This window comes from Pedococcus bigeumensis (assembly GCF_006438965.1).
Lineage (GTDB): Bacteria > Actinomycetota > Actinomycetes > Actinomycetales > Dermatophilaceae > Pedococcus > Pedococcus bigeumensis_A.
Genome location: NZ_RCZM01000001.1, coordinates 608,803 through 624,924 on the forward strand (window position 1 = coordinate 608,803; position 16,122 = coordinate 624,924).

Annotated in this window: 15 protein-coding genes and 1 tRNA gene; 13 read left to right on the forward strand and 3 right to left on the reverse strand. The window is 70.1% G+C overall.

Annotated features, from left to right (window positions below):
• The first annotated feature begins 84 nt into the window (after window positions 1-84).
• The 3 genes from EAH86_RS02765 to EAH86_RS02775 all read left to right on the forward strand — a co-directional run bounded on the left by EAH86_RS02765 (window position 85) and on the right by EAH86_RS02775 (window position 2,632).
• Window positions 85-1,284: a PrsW family intramembrane metalloprotease gene (locus tag EAH86_RS02765; RefSeq protein ID WP_140737065.1), complete on the forward strand. Its 1,200-nt coding sequence runs from the start codon at window positions 85-87 to the stop codon at window positions 1,282-1,284.
• A 10-nt stretch (window positions 1,285-1,294) separates the two neighbouring features.
• Window positions 1,295-2,542, forward strand: a complete 1,248-nt coding sequence (locus tag EAH86_RS02770; RefSeq protein ID WP_241668148.1) for a M20 metallopeptidase family protein — start codon at window positions 1,295-1,297, stop codon at window positions 2,540-2,542.
• A gap of 13 nt (window positions 2,543-2,555) precedes the next feature.
• Window positions 2,556-2,632, forward strand: a tRNA-Arg gene (locus EAH86_RS02775).
• 143 nt (window positions 2,633-2,775) lie between these two features.
• Here the strand turns inward: EAH86_RS02775 and thpR are convergent.
• Window positions 2,776-3,342 carry an RNA 2',3'-cyclic phosphodiesterase gene (thpR, locus tag EAH86_RS02780; protein ID WP_140737067.1) on the reverse strand — a complete coding sequence of 189 codons (567 nt, stop codon included), beginning with the start codon at window positions 3,340-3,342 and terminating at the stop codon, window positions 2,776-2,778.
• 60 nt (window positions 3,343-3,402) lie between these two features.
• On the opposite strand from thpR, the gene EAH86_RS02785 reads away from it, so the two are divergent.
• From EAH86_RS02785 to ettA, 5 genes are all read left to right on the forward strand, one after another.
• Window positions 3,403-4,170: a hypothetical protein gene (locus EAH86_RS02785; RefSeq protein ID WP_140737068.1), complete on the forward strand. Its 768-nt coding sequence runs from the start codon at window positions 3,403-3,405 to the stop codon at window positions 4,168-4,170.
• Between the two features lie 265 nt (window positions 4,171-4,435).
• Window positions 4,436-6,142 carry a dynamin family protein gene (locus EAH86_RS02790; protein WP_425325203.1) on the forward strand — a complete coding sequence of 569 codons (1,707 nt, stop codon included), beginning with the start codon at window positions 4,436-4,438 and terminating at the stop codon, window positions 6,140-6,142.
• Window positions 6,139-7,851: a YfjP family GTPase gene (locus EAH86_RS02795; protein WP_170212761.1), complete on the forward strand. Its 1,713-nt coding sequence runs from the start codon at window positions 6,139-6,141 to the stop codon at window positions 7,849-7,851. Before EAH86_RS02790 ends, EAH86_RS02795 begins: the two co-directional genes overlap by 4 nt.
• A 162-nt stretch (window positions 7,852-8,013) precedes the next feature.
• The gene (gene ssb / locus EAH86_RS02800; protein ID WP_241668199.1) at window positions 8,014-8,628 is read left to right on the forward strand and encodes a single-stranded DNA-binding protein; all 615 of its coding nucleotides are present in this window, start codon (window positions 8,014-8,016) and stop codon (window positions 8,626-8,628) included.
• A gap of 43 nt (window positions 8,629-8,671) precedes the next feature.
• Window positions 8,672-10,354 carry an energy-dependent translational throttle protein EttA gene (gene ettA, locus EAH86_RS02805; protein WP_140737070.1) on the forward strand — a complete coding sequence of 561 codons (1,683 nt, stop codon included), beginning with the start codon at window positions 8,672-8,674 and terminating at the stop codon, window positions 10,352-10,354.
• Between the two features lie 37 nt (window positions 10,355-10,391).
• Here ettA and EAH86_RS02810 read toward each other — a convergent pair whose 3' ends face one another.
• Complete coding sequence (locus EAH86_RS02810) at window positions 10,392-10,712, reverse strand: hypothetical protein (protein ID WP_140737071.1); 321 nt, start codon at window positions 10,710-10,712, stop codon at window positions 10,392-10,394.
• Window positions 10,713-10,760: 48 nt separating this feature from the next.
• On the opposite strand from EAH86_RS02810, the gene EAH86_RS02815 reads away from it, so the two are divergent.
• A complete protein-coding gene (locus EAH86_RS02815) occupies window positions 10,761-11,693 on the forward strand; it encodes an LLM class F420-dependent oxidoreductase (protein WP_140737072.1) in 933 nt (310 codons plus the stop codon).
• A 2-nt stretch (window positions 11,694-11,695) separates the two neighbouring features.
• On the opposite strand, the gene EAH86_RS02820 is transcribed toward EAH86_RS02815, so the two are convergent.
• On the reverse strand, window positions 11,696-12,295 hold the full coding sequence (locus EAH86_RS02820) for a TetR/AcrR family transcriptional regulator (RefSeq protein ID WP_241668149.1): 600 nt from the start codon (window positions 12,293-12,295) through the stop codon (window positions 11,696-11,698).
• 86 nt (window positions 12,296-12,381) lie between these two features.
• Here EAH86_RS02820 and EAH86_RS02825 point away from each other — a divergent pair, with 86 nt between their 5' ends.
• The 4 genes from EAH86_RS02825 to EAH86_RS02840 are packed head-to-tail and all read left to right on the forward strand — an operon-like array spanning window position 12,382 to window position 16,108.
• Complete coding sequence (locus EAH86_RS02825; RefSeq protein WP_140737074.1) at window positions 12,382-13,527, forward strand: acyl-CoA dehydrogenase family protein; 1,146 nt, start codon at window positions 12,382-12,384, stop codon at window positions 13,525-13,527.
• 1 nt (window position 13,528) lies between these two features.
• Complete coding sequence (locus tag EAH86_RS02830) at window positions 13,529-14,287, forward strand: SDR family oxidoreductase (protein ID WP_140737075.1); 759 nt, start codon at window positions 13,529-13,531, stop codon at window positions 14,285-14,287.
• Window positions 14,284-15,075, forward strand: a complete 792-nt coding sequence (locus EAH86_RS02835) for an SDR family oxidoreductase (protein ID WP_140737076.1) — start codon at window positions 14,284-14,286, stop codon at window positions 15,073-15,075. The genes EAH86_RS02830 and EAH86_RS02835 overlap by 4 nt, the downstream gene beginning before the upstream one ends.
• A gap of 46 nt (window positions 15,076-15,121) precedes the next feature.
• Complete coding sequence (locus EAH86_RS02840) at window positions 15,122-16,108, forward strand: NADPH:quinone oxidoreductase family protein (RefSeq protein WP_140737077.1); 987 nt, start codon at window positions 15,122-15,124, stop codon at window positions 16,106-16,108.
• The last annotated feature ends 14 nt before the right edge of the window (window positions 16,109-16,122 follow it).

Below are 16,122 nucleotides of genomic sequence, written 5' to 3' on the forward strand. Positions count from 1 at the left end.
AACACCATATGGCCCCGCAGTGACAAAGCAGTGGCAAGGAAGCGACGAGGCAGTGCCACGACCGCCTCGACTACCCTGCCCGTCATGACGTGGGGACCAGAGCAGGGGTATGCCGCGGCCGCACCGCCCGCGGGCGGGCCCGCCTCGGGGGCGGCGGCCGCCGGTGGGACGGGTGCGACCGGCCGGGGGAGGTTGCGTGGGTGGTTGCTCGCGGGCTTCATCCTGGTTGGCTTCGGACTGGCTGCGATCGTCCTGTCCGTGTACTACGGGGCGACGCTCGGGTTCGTCACCACGCTGTTGGCGGTGGTGCTGGCGGCCATCCCGTTGGGCATCGTCATCCCCACCTTCCTGTGGCTCGACCGGTTCGAGGCCGAGCCGTGGCGCTACCTCGTCACGGCATTCCTGTGGGGAGCCCTCGTCGCGGCGCTCGCCGCCGGCGTCTTCAACACCGGGGCCAACATCGCCTTCCAGGCCGCGACCGGCCAGGACGACAATGCGATGCTCGCCACTGCCGTGTTCTCGGCGCCGCTCGTGGAGGAGGCGTGCAAGGGTCTGCTCGTCCTGCTGATCTGGTGGTTCCGCCGTCGCGAGTTCGACGGGATCATCGACGGGATGGTCTACGCCGGGGTCGTCGCGGCCGGCTTCGCGTTCACCGAGAACATCCAGTACCTCGGGATGGCCTACAGCGACGGTGGCGACTCGGCTCTCACGGGCACGTTCATCGCCCGGTGCCTGTTCACGCCGTTCGCCCACCCCATGTTCACCGTGCTCACCGGCATCGGCATCGGCATCGCCGCGACCACCGGCAACCGTGCGCTGAAGGTCCTCGCGCCGGTGGGCGGCTACCTCCTGGCGGCGCTCTCCCATGCGGTGTGGAACCTCGCAGCCATCACGGGCGGAGCCGGGATGCTGTCGGTCTACTTCATCGTCGAGGTGCCGATCTTCATCGCCTTCGTCGTGCTCGTGGTCTGGGCCCGACGCCGGGAGGGCCGCCTGATCGGGCGCCACCTCAGCGAGTACGCCGACGCCGGGTGGCTGTCGCCCAGCGAGGTCCGCATGCTGTCGACGATGAACGGCCGCCGGTCGGCCCGCGTGTGGGCCCGCACCTCCGGTGGTCGCAGCATGCTGCGGTCGATGCGGCGCTTCCAGGACACGGCCAGCGAGCTGGCCCTGCTGCGCGCCCGCATGCACCACAGCGCTGCCGATGCCAGGGCCCTGGAGACCGAGCGCGAGCTGCTCCAGACCATCACCGCCAGCCGCAGGGACTTCCTCGGGGCGTACTAGCGTGCAGGTCGTGCGCACCCAGGAGATCGCCTCGACCATCGCCCCCGACCTGATCGCGCTGCGGCGTGAGCTGCACCAGATCCCGGAGCTCGGGATGTCACTGCCCCTGACACAGCAAGCCGTCGTGGACGCGCTGAAGGGACTCGATCTCGAGGTCACCCTGGGGAAGTCGCTCTCCTCGGTCGTGGCCGTGCTGCGCGGCCGTGGCGGCGCCGGATCCAGCGCCGCGACCGGCGCTGGCGGCGGGCGTCCCGTGGTGCTGCTGCGCGGCGACATGGACGCGCTGCCGGTGACCGAGGACCTGTCGCTGGACTTCGTGTCGCGGCACGAAGGTCTCATGCACGCGTGCGGCCATGACCTGCACGTCGCGGGGCTGGTCGGCGCCGCACGGATCCTGCACGAGCTGCGCGACGAGCTCGAGGGTGACGCGGTGTTCATGTTCCAGCCGGGGGAGGAGGGTCCCGGCGGTGCGAAGCCGATGATCGACGAGGGCCTGCTCGAGGCGGCTGGAAGGCGCGTCGACGCGGCATACGCGCTGCACGTGTATTCGTCCGAGCATCCGCTCGGGATGTGGTTCGGACGTCCCGGGCCGCTGATGGCGGCAGCCGACGAGATCAAGGTGCGGGTCGTGGGGGAGGGCGGCCACGGGTCGCAGCCGTTCCGCGCCAAGGACCCGATCCCGGTGGCCTGCGAGATCGTCGTCGCCCTGCAGACCCTGGTCACGCGGCAGTTCAACGTCTTCGACCCGGTGGTCATCACGGTCGGCAAGTTCGCGGGCGGGACCAAGGACAACATCATTCCCGACGACGCGGTGTTCGAGGCGACGGTGCGCAGCCTCTCGGAGGTGGCGCGGGCCGAGGTCGCCCGCAAGATCGAGCTGCTCTCCACCCAGCTGGCCGAGGCGCACGGGCTGACGGCGGAGGTCGAGTACCTGCCGGGCTATCCCGTGACGGTCAACGACGACGCCGAGTATGCGTTCGCCAAGGACACGATCATCGACCTGTTCGGGGCGGATCGGTACACGCACCAACGCGATCCGGAGATGGGTTCGGAGGACTTCTCCTTCGTCGGGCAACTGGTGCCGAGCGCCTACGTGAACCTCAGTGCCTGCCCGGCCGCGGATTTCGACGCGGCCCCGGACAACCACTCGCCGAGAGCGGACTTCGACGACTCGGTCGTGCCCGACGGTGCAGCCCTGTTGGCCGAGCTCGCCCTGCGTCGGCTGGCGCAACTCAACGCGGGCTCGCCCTCGTCCTAGACTCTGCGGCATTGCCCCCGTAGCTCAGCTGGATAGAGCAAGAGCCTTCTAATCTCTAGGTCGCAGGTTCGAGTCCTGCCGGGGGCACCACTCGCGGGTCGATCGGAGCGAGGACGGGCCGGCCCCGACGGGGGGTCTGGTCGAGTGGCCACGACGCGCTGACGTCCGGGCGCGGCCGCCAGCGTGTCGTGGCCACTCGACTGCCGGACCCGCTACTCGGCAGAGACTTTGGCTCAGCCGGAGAGCTCGACCACGGCGACCGGTTCGTAGTGCGGGCGGCCCTTGCCTTCGCCGCGGTGGGACGCGAAGAGGGTGACCTCGTCCGCGGTCCAGGCCGGCCCGGCATACGCGTCGAGCACTCGCAGCCACCGGGTCGCCTCGAACGGGTGGCGCGAGCGCGCCACCGTGAGGTGCGGGGTGAAGGGGCCGCCCTCGGGGTTGGCGCCGGCGTGGCTGCAGGCGCGCCGCACGGCGCGGGCCAGACCCGCGAGCGACTCCAGGGACTCCGGCTCGCCGTCGACGCCCATCCAGGTGACCCGGGCTTCGTAGGGGTTGGGGAACGCCCCGCCACCCTTGATGCGCAACGGAATGGGGCTGCGGTCGCCCACCGCCTCGGCGATGCCGTCGACCAGGCTCTCGACCAGGCGGCTGGGCACGTCCGCCATGAACGCGGTGGTGACGTGCCAGAGGCTCGAGTCGGTCCACCGCAGGTCGGGCCCTGCGTCCCGGCGGGGGTCGAGGAACTCGGCGAGATCCTCCAGGGCTGCCTCGGTCGGCACGACGGCGGCAAAGATGCGCATCGCCCCATTGTGGCGGGGGCGGGCTCGATTAGATTGGACGCCGGGAGGAAGGGGCCAACCATGAAGCTGATGTCGGGGCGGCTCGACTGGAGCCTGCCGCGCACCTGGTTCGTCACCGCCCGGGTGCTCGAGGTGACGGCCGGCGTGGCGCTCGCCGGGTCGGCCTACCAGTGCTGGCTGGTCTTCCGCACGTCGACCCAGGCCTTCGGACCCAACGGTGAGATCCTGCCCGCCGGCCCTCCGTTCCTCGACCGGATCGCGCTGTTCGCCATCTACGGGACCGGGTTCGGGCAGTCGCCGGTCAGCGCCTTCCTGGCCTGTCTGCTGGTGCCGGCGGTGCTGGCCGTGCTGCTCTTCGCCCAGCCGGTGGCTCACTCCGCGCTGCTGCGCTGGGAGGTCCTCGCCGTCGGGTCGGTGGTCGTCCTGCTGAACGTGTTCCTCCTCGCCTCGGCGGCCGTGGGACTGGTTCGCGGTGACCCCAACGCGCCGACCGACGGCACAGCCACGTACTACGGCGGACCCAACCCCACCGAACAGGTGCTCAACGGGGTACCCATCCCGGTCATCTGCCTGCTGCTGATGGGGCTGTCCGCGATCTGGTGGCTGCGCCTCCCAGATGAGTTCGACGAGTCGGACGCAGAGCCGGACGGCGAACGCGCACGAGAGCGGCGACGGTGGCGCCCAGCACCGGCACAGGACGCCAACATCGACGACCTCACCCTCGAAGGTGTCGAGCTGATCGAGCCCGTCGAACGCCTCCAGCCACGAGGCGGCGGCAGCGACGGCTCGACGGCCAGCGGCTACGACGACTACTTCCGGCGCTTCTAGCCGCCAGGCGCTCCCAGCCGTCGGCCGCTCCCAGCTGTCGGCCGCTCCCAGCCGTCGGGCGCTCCCAGCCGACAGGCCCCTCCAGCGCTCGGGCCCTGACCCCTTCGGACGGGCCGTTGCGGTCGACGGTCCGGACCGGATGTCACCGCCCTCCGCTGGGGGCGGATGTCGCGCTCGTCCGTTTGGACAGGATCTTTACCGAACGCCTGCTCCGACCGGGTCTGTCGCGCACGGTGCATGGCGTCCGGTTCGTTAGGCTTGCGGTGTGATTTCAAGGGACGACGCCATGTTGATGCTGGGCGCCGTGACGACCCTCCGTGAACGGGTCGAGGAGGCGGATCTGCCGCTCGACATCCCCGACGTCGTGACCGGCCGGGCGACCCGCGACGCGCTCCTCAAGCAGCTCGACGACTACGTCATCCCGCGCCTGCGCTCGCTCGACGCACCCCTGCTGGCGGTCGTGGGTGGCTCGACCGGTGCGGGCAAGTCGACCCTGGTGAACTCCATCGTCGATGCCGAGGTGAGCCGGTCCGGGGTGTTGCGTCCGACGACGACCACCCCCGTCCTGGTGCACCACCCCCAGGACGAGCGGTGGTTCTCCGACGACCGCGTGCTGCCGGGACTGAGCCGCGTGACCGGTGCCCCGAGCAAGGACGACGGGGGCAACGCGCTGCGCATGGTCGCGTCCACCTCCCTGCCGCCGGGCATGGCCCTGCTCGACGCGCCCGACATCGACTCGGTCGTCAGTGCCAACCGCGCGCTCGCGACCCAGCTCCTCGCGGCGGCCGACCTCTGGCTCTTCGTCACCACTGCCGCCCGGTATGCCGACGCCGTCCCGTGGGACCTCCTGCGGCAGGCGTCTGAACGCGGCACGGCCGTCGCGATCGTGCTCGACCGGGTGCCGCCCGAGGCGATGGCCGATATCCGCAGCCATCTGGCGTCGATGCTCCGCGAGCAGGGGTTGTCCACCGCACCGATCTTCGGCATCCCCGAGGCCGGACTGACTGCCGAGGGGCGGCTGCCCGAGCAGGACGTGGCCCGGCTCCGTTCGTGGCTGACCGCGCTCGCGAGCGACGCGCGCGCCCGCTCGGTCGTCGTCACGCAGACCCTCGACGGCGCTCTCGGCAGCCTCGACGCCAGGGCCGACGTCCTCGTCGACGCGACCCACCGGCAGGCCCACGCGGTCGCCGCGCTGAACAAAGCCTCCCACGTGGCATACCTCGACGCACTGTCCAACGTCGAGCACGGCATGACCGACGGCACCCTCCTGCGCGGCGAGGTGCTGGCGCGGTGGCAGGAGTACGTCGGCACCGGCGAGTTCTTCAAGCAGGTCGAGTCGACGATCTCCAAGGTGCGTGACCGGATCACCGCGGCGCTCAAGGGCCAGGCGCCGCCGGCCGGTGACCTGGGCGAGGCGCTCCAGACCGGCGTCGCAGCCCTCATCAACGCGCAGGGCCAGGGGGCCGCCGCGACCGTCGCCCGCCAGTGGCGTCAGCTCCCCGGCGGCGACTGGCTGCTCGACCAGACCCCCGAGCTGGCCAAGGCGTCACCCGACCTGTCGCCCGCGATCGAGCGACTGGTCCGGGACTGGCAGGGCGAGGTCCTCGAGCTCGTGCGCGGCGAAGGCAAGGACCGCCGCACGACGGCCCGCATCGCGGCATACGGCCTCAACGGCATCGGGGTGATCCTGATGCTGGTGGCCTTCGCCCACACCGGCGGCCTGGTGGGCGCCGAGGTCGGCATCGCCGGAGGGACTGCTGTGCTCGCCCAGAAGGTGCTCGAGGCGATCTTCGGCGACCAGGCCGTGCGCGACATGGCGACCAAGGCGCGCAAGCGTCTGCTCGAGCACGTGCAGGAGCTGTATGCCGCGGAGCGACTTCGGTATGCCGCAGCACTCGACGGGGTGGGAACCAGAGAACGCCAGGCAGAGCGCTTGGCGGACGCGGCAGCAGCGGTGAAGGCGGTTCGATGAGCCCGGTGAAGATGGGCCGCAAGCAGGTCAAGTCAGTGAGTGGCGAGGAGCTGACCGCGCGGTCGCGCGCCCTCGAACAGGCGGTGGCGGCAGGCGGGCCCCAGCTCGACCCCGCGGGTGTTGCGTCGGCCCACGCCGTCGTCGCCAAGATCACGCAGCGGATCTCCAAGACAGGCAACCACACCGTGGTCGCCCTCGCCGGGGCCACGGGTTCGGGCAAGTCCAGCCTGTTCAACGCACTGGTGGGCTCGACCGTCGCCCTCGTCGGCGCACGGCGCCCGACGACCTCTCGACCCGTCGCAGCAGTGTGGGGCGACGAGGATGCCACGGACCTGCTCGACTGGTTGTCGGTCGCCCAGCGGCACCACGTGGACCCGCCGCCGGAGTCCGATGACGCAGGCCCCGGGACGCCCTGGAACCTTGACGGCCTGGTGCTGCTCGACCTGCCTGACTTCGACTCGCGGGTCGAGGCCCACCGTGCCGAGTCCGAGCGCGTGCTCGAGCTCGTGGACGTCTTCGTCTGGGTGACCGACCCCCAGAAGTACGCGGACGCGCGCCTGCACGACGACTACCTGCGCACCCTGTCGACCCACGACGCCGTGACCGTGGTCGTGCTCAACCAGGCCGACCGCCTGTCTGGCGAGGCGATGAGCCAGATCCGCGGCGACCTCGCGCGGCTGGCCGCCGAGGACGGCATCCCCGGCGTCCAGGTGATCGCGACCTCGGCCGCCACCGGCGCGGGGGTCGACGACCTCCGGCTGCGGCTCGCGACGGCGGTGGCCGCCCAGAACGCCGCCCAGCACCGGCTCCTCGCCGACATCTCCGCCAGTGCAGCCTCGTTGCGCGGGGGAGTCGCCCTCTCCGAGCCGACGCTCTCCGACACGGTGGACTCCGAGCTGGTCGACGCACTTGCTCGTGCCGCAGGCATCCCCACGGTCGTGGCGGCCGTCGAGCGGGACTACCGCAACCAGGCCTGGGGTCGCACCGGATGGCCGTTCACCCGCTGGGTGCGCGCGCTGCGCCCCGACCCGATGAAGCGGCTGCGACTGAACACGCGGGACGCCGTGGAGGAGAAGCTCGCCGTCACGGCGGGCGACGTCCGCACCGTGCTGGGCCGGTCCTCGCTCCCACCGCCCACACCGGCCGCGCGGTCTGCGGTCGAGCTGGCCACCCGCCGGGTCGGGGACCAAGCCGCCGAGGGCCTGCCCAACCGTTGGGCCGAGGCGGTCGCGGACGCAGCCACGCCACCGGGCCCCGAGCTGGCGGACGCGCTCGACCAGGCTGTCGTGGGCACATCGCTGAAGATGAGGGCACCCATGTGGTGGCGAGCTTTCGGCCTCGCCCAGCTCGTCCTCGCGTTCATCGCGGTGCTCGGCATCCTCTGGCTGGCCGTGCTCGTGGTGATGGGTTGGCTGGCGCTCCCCGACATGGACACCCCCCGGGTCGGGCCGCTGCCCTACCCGTTGCTGATGTTCGCCGGAGGCCTGCTGCTCGGGCTGGCGCTGGCCGCGTTGGCCCGCACGCTCGGACGCACCGGCGCCCGTCGCCGCGGACAGCAGATTCGACGCCGGTTGACCGACCAGATCGCCGAGGTGGCGCGTGAACGCATCGTCGGACCGGTGCGCGCTGTGCTGGAGCGGCACCGCACCACCCGCGAGTCGCTGGACCGGGCGGAAGCTCGGCTGGCCCCGGCCAGCACGCGCCGCTGACGACTCTGCCTGGTACGGCGCCGATGCGGCGCGGCCTGCACACAGCCGGCCGCGTCTGACCCTTGTCGTCCACAGCGGGCGCTGCGCGCTCTCGTCCGTGCCTGCCGGACCCACCACAGTTGCGTCAAACCCAGAGGGATTGACACAGATGAGGTGAGTGAGATGAACGAGTCCTACATCACGGTGACCGGCCGGGTCGTCGCCGATCCGGAGTCACGCACGACGCGCAACGGAGTGCCGTTCGCGGCCTTCCGGTTGGCGTCGACGGTGCGCCGGCTGAACCCCAAGACGCGCGACTACGAAGACGCGGGCACCAGCTTCTACAACGTCACGGCGTTCAGGTCGCTTGGCGCCAACGTGGCCAACTCGCTCAAGAAGGGCGAGCCGGTGGTCGTCTACGGACGCCTTCGGGTCAACCAGTGGATGCGGCAGGACAACACCCACGCCACGTCGGTCGAGATCGACGCCTACAACGTCGGCCACGACCTCAGCTGGGGGACCACATCCCTGACCCGCGTGACGCGGGCGCAGCTGGACACCCACGACCGGATGGCCGACGACGGTGTCCAGGACGCGATGGCGTCGCTCGAGGGCGAGGAGCCCGCCCAGGAGGAGGACTTCGCCTCGTACGACTCCGGCGACCTCGCGGGGCGACGCACCTCCGGTGAGGACGGCTCGGAAGCGGACGCCGCGCAGACCGACGACTACGTGGTGGCACAGGAGCCGACCGGTCTGGTGTCTCGGGAGGACGGGGAGCGCGAGCTCTCGGCCGTCTGACGCGGATTCGGGCGTGGGGGCGCCGGCCGATAGCCTTGCCCCCATGCCTGAGTTCATCTACGTCATGTCGAAGGCCCGCAAGGCCCACGGTGACAAGGTCATCCTCGATGACGTGACCATCTCCTTCTACCCCGGCGCCAAGATCGGCGTGGTGGGACCCAACGGAGCCGGCAAGTCCTCGGTCCTGAAGATCATGGCCGGTCTGGACCAGCCCTCCAACGGTGAAGCCCGCCTCACCCCCGGTTACACCGTGGGGATCCTCATGCAGGAGCCCGAGCTCAACGAGGAGAAGACGGTCCTCGGCAACGTCGAGGAGGGCGCCGGCGAGATCAAGGCGAAACTGGACCGCTACAACGCGATCTCCGTCGAGATGGCCGAGCCGGACGCCGACTTCGACGCCCTGATGGAGGAGATGGGCAAGCTCCAGGAGGCGATCGACTCCGCCGACGCGTGGGACCTCGACTCCCAGCTGGAGCAGGCCATGGACGCACTGCGCTGCCCTCCGCCGGACGCCGATGTCACCGTGCTGTCCGGTGGTGAGCGCCGCCGGGTTGCGCTGTGCAAGCTGCTGCTGCAGAAGCCCGACCTGCTCCTGCTCGACGAACCCACGAACCACCTCGACGCCGAGTCGGTCCTGTGGCTCGAGCAGCACCTCGGCGCCTACCACGGTGCCGTCGTCGCAGTCACCCACGACCGGTACTTCATGGACAACGTGGCCCAGTGGATCCTCGAGCTCGACCGCGGTCGCGCCTACCCCTACGAGGGCAACTACTCGACCTACCTCGAGAAGAAGCAGTCCCGCCTCGAGGTCCAGGGCAAGAAGGACGCCAAGCTCTCCAAGCGCCTCAAGGAGGAGCTGGAGTGGGTGCGCTCCAACGCCAAGGCCCGCCAGGTGAAGTCCAAGGCCCGGCTCGCTCGCTACGAGGAGATGGCCGCCGAGGCCGACCGCACCCGCAAGCTCGACTTCGACGAGATCCAGATCCCGCCCGGCCCGCGGCTCGGCTCGACCGTGATCGAGGTCAAGAACCTGAAGAAGGGCTTCGGCGACCGGGTCCTCATCGACAACCTCTCGTTCACGTTGCCCCGCAACGGGATCGTGGGAGTCATCGGCCCCAACGGTGTCGGCAAGACCACGCTGTTCAAGACCATCGTCGGCCTCGAGGAGGCCGACGATGGCGCCGTGAAGGTCGGCGAGACCGTCAGCATCTCGTACGTCGACCAGAGCCGCTCCGGCCTCGACCCCACCAAGAACCTGTGGGAGACCGTGTCCGAGGGCCTGGACTACATCCAGGTCGGGCACGTCGAGATCCCGTCCCGCGCCTACGTGTCGCAGTTCGGGTTCAAGGGCCCAGACCAGCAGAAGATGACGGGCGTTCTCTCCGGTGGCGAGCGCAACCGGTTGAACCTGGCCCTGACCCTCAAGCAGGGCGGCAACCTGCTGCTGCTCGACGAGCCGACCAACGACCTCGACGTCGAGACCCTGGGTTCGCTCGAGAACGCCCTGCTCGAGTTCCCCGGGTGCGCCGTGGTCATCAGCCACGACCGGTGGTTCCTCGACCGGGTGGCGACGCACATCCTCGCGTACGAAGGCACCGACGAGAACCCGGGCAACTGGTACTGGTTCGAGGGCAACTTCGAGTCCTACGAGGCCAACAAGGTCGACCGTCTCGGTGCCGACGCCGCGCGCCCGCACCGCGTCACCTACCGCAAGCTGACCCGCGACTGACGTTCCCGTCGCGTCGTTCGGCGCCGTCGGTCGGGCTCTAGGACCCGCCGATGGCGCCGATCACGACGACGAGCAGCACGGCTCCAAGCAGCAGGAAGATGCTGAACCGCTTCCAGATGCTGGGTCGCAGCTGTTCGCCTCCGAGCAGCTGGAGGGCCTCGGCATCAGTGACGCCACGAGTCGCCCAGCCCTGTTCGGTGGCGGTCGCCACCGCGTACGTGTAGCCCCACGTCGTCGTGAAGACAAACATGAGGTGCAGGTAGCGGTAGGTGAGCAGCACCGCCTGCTGCGGCGACATCTGACGGGTGATGTTCTTGCGACCCCAACCCCAGAACAACATCGAGACCCCCGGGTCCATGCGGCGACCCCTGCGGCGCCGCGGCGACTATAGGGGCAGGATGGGCAGATGCGCCTCGGACTGCAAGTTTCGTACTTCTCCTGGCCGGATGCCCCGGCCTCCATCGGGCCCACCTTCGGGCGGATCGCCCGCAACGCCGAGGGGGCAGGGCTGACCAGCCTCTGGGTGATGGACCACTTCTTCCAGATCTCCAGCATCGGGCCGCCCGAGCTGGACATGGTCGAGGGCTACACCGCCCTGGCCTTCGCAGCCGGCCAGACCAGCCGGATCGAGCTCGGCACCCTGGTCACCGGTGTCACCTACCGGCACCCCGGACTGCTGGCCAAGATCGTGACCAGCCTCGACGTCCTCTCCGGTGGCCGGGCCTGGCTCGGGATCGGCGCGGCCTGGAACGAGGACGAGCACCGTGGACTGGGCGTGCCGTACCCGTCGACGAAGGAGCGGTTCGAGCGGCTCGAGGAGACGCTGCAGATCTGCCTCCAGATGTGGGCGGGTGACGAGAGCCCGTATGCCGGGCAGCACTACCAGCTCGACCGTCCCCTGAACGTGCCGCAGAGCCTGCGTCGACCGCACCCACCGATCCTCATCGGCGGTGGCGGTGAGAAGAAGACGTTGCGGCTCGTGGCGCAGTACGCCGACGCCTGCAACCTGTTCGACACCGGGCTCGGGCCCGATGGCATCCCGCGCAAGCTCGAGATCCTGCGCGGTCACTGCCAAGAGGTGGGTCGCGACTACGGGCAGATCCGTAAGACGGCACTGGCCCGGGTCAACCTCGGCCCGGCAGGGAGCACCGCCCCGTCCGGCGAGCCCTGTGTGTCGGTCGACGAGACGGTCGAGCGGTTCGGCAGGCTCTGCGAGGCGGGAGTCGACGACCTCATCCTCAGCATGGGCAACGACGCCGACGACGCGGTGTACCCGTTGCTGGCCGACGTCGTCGGTCAGGTCGGATCCTTGACGACGCCCGAGCGGACCCAGCCCTAGAGCTAGCTCGCGCGGACGAGACGCAGGCCGAGCTCGGCGTAGGCCGCGCCGATGGCTTCGGGAGTGCGCTTGATCTCCGGGTCGTACCAGCGGGCGACGTCGACGGCCATCGACATCAGGGCCAGCGTGGTGTCGGGCACGTCGTCGACGGTGAACTCGCCGCTGGCGACACCGGCCGTCACGACGTCCCGCACCACCGCGTCGATCTGCTTGCGCAGCGTGAGGACGGCGTCACGGTGTTCGGACGTCAGGTTCGCGAACTCGTACTGGACGATGCGGGCGACCCGGAAGTGCTCCGCGTGCCACGTGGCGAACCTGCCCATGATGGCGCGCAGCGCCTCCGTGGGGGTGGACGCGCCTGCGGCTGCCGCGAGCAGCATGTCTCGCGCCACCTCGTGCCCCTCACGGCTGAGCTGGTAGAGCAGCTCCTCCTTGGAGGCGAAGTGCACGTAGACGCCCGCGGGGGACAGGCCCGCCCGGGACGCGATGTCGCGGGTGGTGGTCGCGTGGAAGCCCCGGTCCGCGAAGGCCTCGGCCGCTGCCTCGAGCAGTCGGTGAGGGGTGTCAGTGACGGAGTCGACCGAACGCGCGGGGCTGGACATGGTTGACAGCATGCCCCAGTCATCGCAGACTAAGCAAGCGCTTAGTTACCTGTGTCAGTGTTGCCTGTTCAGCGTCAAGGAGAGCCATGCCCCGCAATGTCTACGGTCCCGATCACGAGGCCTTCCGCAGTTCGGTCCGCGAGTTCATCGAGCGGACCCTCAAGCCGCGCGCTGAGCAGATGCTCGAGGTCAAGTCGGTCGACCGTGACATCTGGAAGGAAGCCGGCAAGCAGGGCTTGTTCGGCCTCGACATCCCCGAGGAGTTCGGCGGCGCGGGCGCGGAGGACTACCGCTTCAACGCGATCGCGGCCGAGGAGATCGCCGGCTTCAACTTCGCTGTCTCCTCCTGCTTCGGGATCCACTCCGACGTGTGCCCGCCCTACATCGTGGACCTCGGCACCCAGGAGCAGAAGGAGCGCTGGCTGCCGGGCATGGCCAACGGCGACCTGATCTGCGCGATCGCGATGACCGAGCCCTCGGGTGGGTCGGACCTCGCCGCCCTCAAGACCACCGCCGTGCGGGACGGCGACGGCTGGATCCTCAACGGTTCCAAGACCTTCATCACCAACGGTTACCAGGCCGACCTCGTCATCGTCGCCGCCAGGACCGACCCCTCCAAGGGCGCCAAGGGCATCACCCTCTTCATGGTGGAGGCCGGCATGGAGGGCTTCAGCCGGGGCCGCAAGCTCGACAAGGTCGGACAGGAGGAGGCAGACACCTCCGAGCTGTTCTTCGAGGACGTGCACCTTCCCGACACCAACCGGCTGGGCGACGAGGGACTGGGCTTCATCTCGATGATGCAGCGGCTGCCGCAGGAGCGCGTCGGCGCGAGCGTCGCCAACACGGCCCACGCCTTCCAGATCTTCCGCGAGACCGTCGAGTACACCAAGGAGCGCAAGGCGTTCGGCCAGCCGATCGGCGCGTTCCAGCACAACAAGTTCAAGATGGCCGAGCTGCAGACCAAGCTCGAGGTCACCCAGGCCTATGTCGACGACTGCATCGCCGCGCACGCCGAGCAGAAGCTCACGGCGATCGACGCGGCCAAGGCGAAGTGGTGGTCGGCGCAGGTGCAGAACGACGTGCTGGACGAGTGCGTGCAGCTCTACGGCGGCTACGGCTTCATGAACGAGTACCGCGTGGCCCGCGCCTGGCGCGATGCCCGGGTCTCGAAGATCTGGGCCGGGTCGAACGAGATCATGAAGGAGCTCATCGGCCGGGACCTCGGTCTCTGACGTGGGGGTCCACGACGGCGCGGTGGCCATCGTCACCGGCGCCTCGCGGGGCATCGGGCTCGGCATCGCCGAGAAGCTGGTGGCCGAAGGTGCTCGGGTCGTCATCACCGCCCGTAAGCCCGAGGCGTTGGCGGAGGCTGTCGCCCACCTGGGTGGCGAGTCGAAAGCCCTTGGTGTCGCGGGGAATGCGGCGGATGCGGCGCACCAGGACGAGGTGATCCGGGCTGCCCGCGAGACGTTCGGCGGCCTTGACTACCTCGTCAACAACACGGGGATCAACCCGGCCTACGGTCCGATCATCGACACCGAGCTCGACGTCGCCCGCAAGATCATGGAGGTCAACGTCCTCGCGGCGTTCTCCTGGACCCAGAAGGCGATCGCCGCTGGGATCAGCACCGGCGAGGTGCCCGGGTCCGTGGTCAACGTCGCGTCCATCGCCGGACTCGGGGCCACCGGTTCGATCGGCTGGTATGCCGTGAGCAAGGCCGCGCTGATCCACCTCACCGTCGAGCTCGCCTACCAGCTCGGCCCGCAGCTGCGCGTCAACGCGGTGGCCCCGGCCATCGTCAAGACCCAGTTCGCGCAGGCCCTTTACGAAGGGCGCGAGGAGAAGGTCGCCGCCGGCTACCCGATGAAGCGACTCGGGGCTCCCGAGGACATCGCGGGTGCCGTGTCGTTCCTGCTGTCCAAGGACGCCGGCTGGGTGACCGGTCAGACGCTGGTCGTCGACGGCGGCGTCACGCTCGGAGGCGGCCTGTGACGCTCGACCTGGCTGGCCGCGGCGTCGTCGTGACGGGCGCCGGCCGGGGGATCGGCGCCGCCTACGCGAAGGCGTTCGTGGCAGCCGGCGCACGAGTGGTCGTGAACGACCTCGACCCGGCGACGGCGACCTCCACCGCCGACGAGCTCGGCGCCGTGGCGATCCCGGGGGATGCCTCGAGCGAGGCGGGTGTCGCGGCGCTCGTCGACGCGGCACGTGCTGAGCTCGGCCAGATCGACGTGTTCTGCGCCAATGCCGGCGTGGCGCGTGGCGGCACCGAGGCCGTCGATGAGAAGGCGTGGGAGGTCTCGTGGAACGTCAACGTGATGGCCCACGTGCGCGCTGCCAAGCTGCTCGTGCCCGACTGGCTGGAGCGTGGCGGCGGCACCTTCGTGACGACCGCGTCGGCTGCCGGTCTGCTCTCGATCCCCGGTGCTGCGCCCTACGCGGTGACCAAGCACGCGGCCGTCGCCTTCGCCGAGTGGCTGTCGATGACCTATGGCGCCAAGGGAGTTCGCGTTCACGCGGTGTGTCCGCAGGGCGTGCGCACCGACATGTTGTGGAGCTCCGGCTCGGCGGGCCGCGCCCTCATGGAGCCGGGTGCGGTGGACCCCGACGATGTTGCCCGCGACCTGGTGGCTGCGATGGAGGATGGGCGATTCCTCGTCCTGCCGCACCCCGAGGTCGCCGAGATGTATGCCCACCGTGCTGCCGACCCGGACCGCTGGCTCGCCGGGATGCGCAAGATGGCGGCCGCCCTCCCGGCGGTCACCATGGGCACCGACTGAGGCTGCCCGACACCGACCGCGACCAACACCGACCCGAGGAGCACCCGTGCAGGCATGGCAGGTCACCTCCCTCGGCGAACCCGCCGACGTCATGTCGCTGGCCGACATCCCGGGTCCCAGCGTCCAGCCGGGCCACCTGCGGGTCCGGGTGCTGGCGGCAGCCCTGAACTTCCCCGACGTGCTGATGGCGCGCGGTCACTACCAGGTGCGTCCGGACCTGCCCTTCACTCCCGGGGTCGAGGTCTGCGCAGAGGTGCTCGACCTCGGCGAAGGCGTTTCGGGGTTCGCCGTCGGGGACCGTGTCGTGGGAACCACTGCTGTGCCGCACGGTGGACTCGCCGAGCAGGCCCTGATGCCCGCGTCCGGCGCGTTCCCGGCGCCCGAATCGCTGGCCGACGCGGAGGCGAGCGCGCTGACGATCGGCTACCAGACGGCATACGTGGGGCTGGTCCGTCGGGCTGGCCTGCAGGCTGGCGAGACCCTGCTGGTGCACGCCGCAGCCGGGGGAGTGGGCATCGCCGCCGTGCAGGTGGGCAAGGCGCTCGGTGCGACGGTGGTCGCGGTGGTCGGTAGTGCCGCCAAGGCGGAGGTCGCCCGCGCGGCGGGTGCGGATGTGGTGGTCGACCGCTCGGCCGGCGACCTCGTGGCTGCCCTGAAAGAGGTCGTGGGGCGCTCGGGTGCCGACGTCGTGTTCGACCCGGTGGGTGGCGCCGCCTATGAGGCGTCGACCAAGGTCGTCGCATTCGAGGGGCGGATCGTGGTTGTCGGCTTCACCAGCGGGACCATCCCCGCTCCGGCGCTCAACCACGCCCTGGTCAAGAACTACTCGATCCTCGGCTTGCACTGGGGGCTCTACCTCCAGCGCGACCACGCGGTGGCCGCGGCTGCCCATGCCCAGCTGACGGAGTGGGCTGCCAGCGGGATCGTCAATCCCTTTGTGTCCCAGCAGGTTCCGTTCGAGGATGCGCCCAGCGCTCTCACCCGGCTCGGCGCCGGGGAGAGCACCGGGCGCATCGTCGTCCTCTGCAGCTGACGTCCGACACAGGC

Bases quoted from the DNA above. Each gene is read 5' to 3' on its own strand.
- EAH86_RS02765 (WP_140737065.1), top strand. From the start codon at position 85: ATGACGTGGGGACCAGAGCAGGGGTATGCCGCGGCCGCACCGCCCGCG.
- thpR (WP_140737067.1), bottom strand. From the start codon at position 3,342: ATGCGCATCTTTGCCGCCGTCGTGCCGACCGAGGCAGCCCTGGAGGAT.
- EAH86_RS02785 (WP_140737068.1), top strand. From the start codon at position 3,403: ATGAAGCTGATGTCGGGGCGGCTCGACTGGAGCCTGCCGCGCACCTGG.
- EAH86_RS02795 (WP_170212761.1), top strand. From the start codon at position 6,139: ATGAGCCCGGTGAAGATGGGCCGCAAGCAGGTCAAGTCAGTGAGTGGC.
- ssb (WP_241668199.1), top strand. From the start codon at position 8,014: ATGAACGAGTCCTACATCACGGTGACCGGCCGGGTCGTCGCCGATCCG.
- ettA (WP_140737070.1), top strand. From the start codon at position 8,672: ATGCCTGAGTTCATCTACGTCATGTCGAAGGCCCGCAAGGCCCACGGT.
- EAH86_RS02810 (WP_140737071.1), bottom strand. From the start codon at position 10,712: ATGGACCCGGGGGTCTCGATGTTGTTCTGGGGTTGGGGTCGCAAGAAC.
- EAH86_RS02815 (WP_140737072.1), top strand. From the start codon at position 10,761: ATGCGCCTCGGACTGCAAGTTTCGTACTTCTCCTGGCCGGATGCCCCG.
- EAH86_RS02820 (WP_241668149.1), bottom strand. From the start codon at position 12,295: ATGTCCAGCCCCGCGCGTTCGGTCGACTCCGTCACTGACACCCCTCAC.
- EAH86_RS02825 (WP_140737074.1), top strand. From the start codon at position 12,382: ATGCCCCGCAATGTCTACGGTCCCGATCACGAGGCCTTCCGCAGTTCG.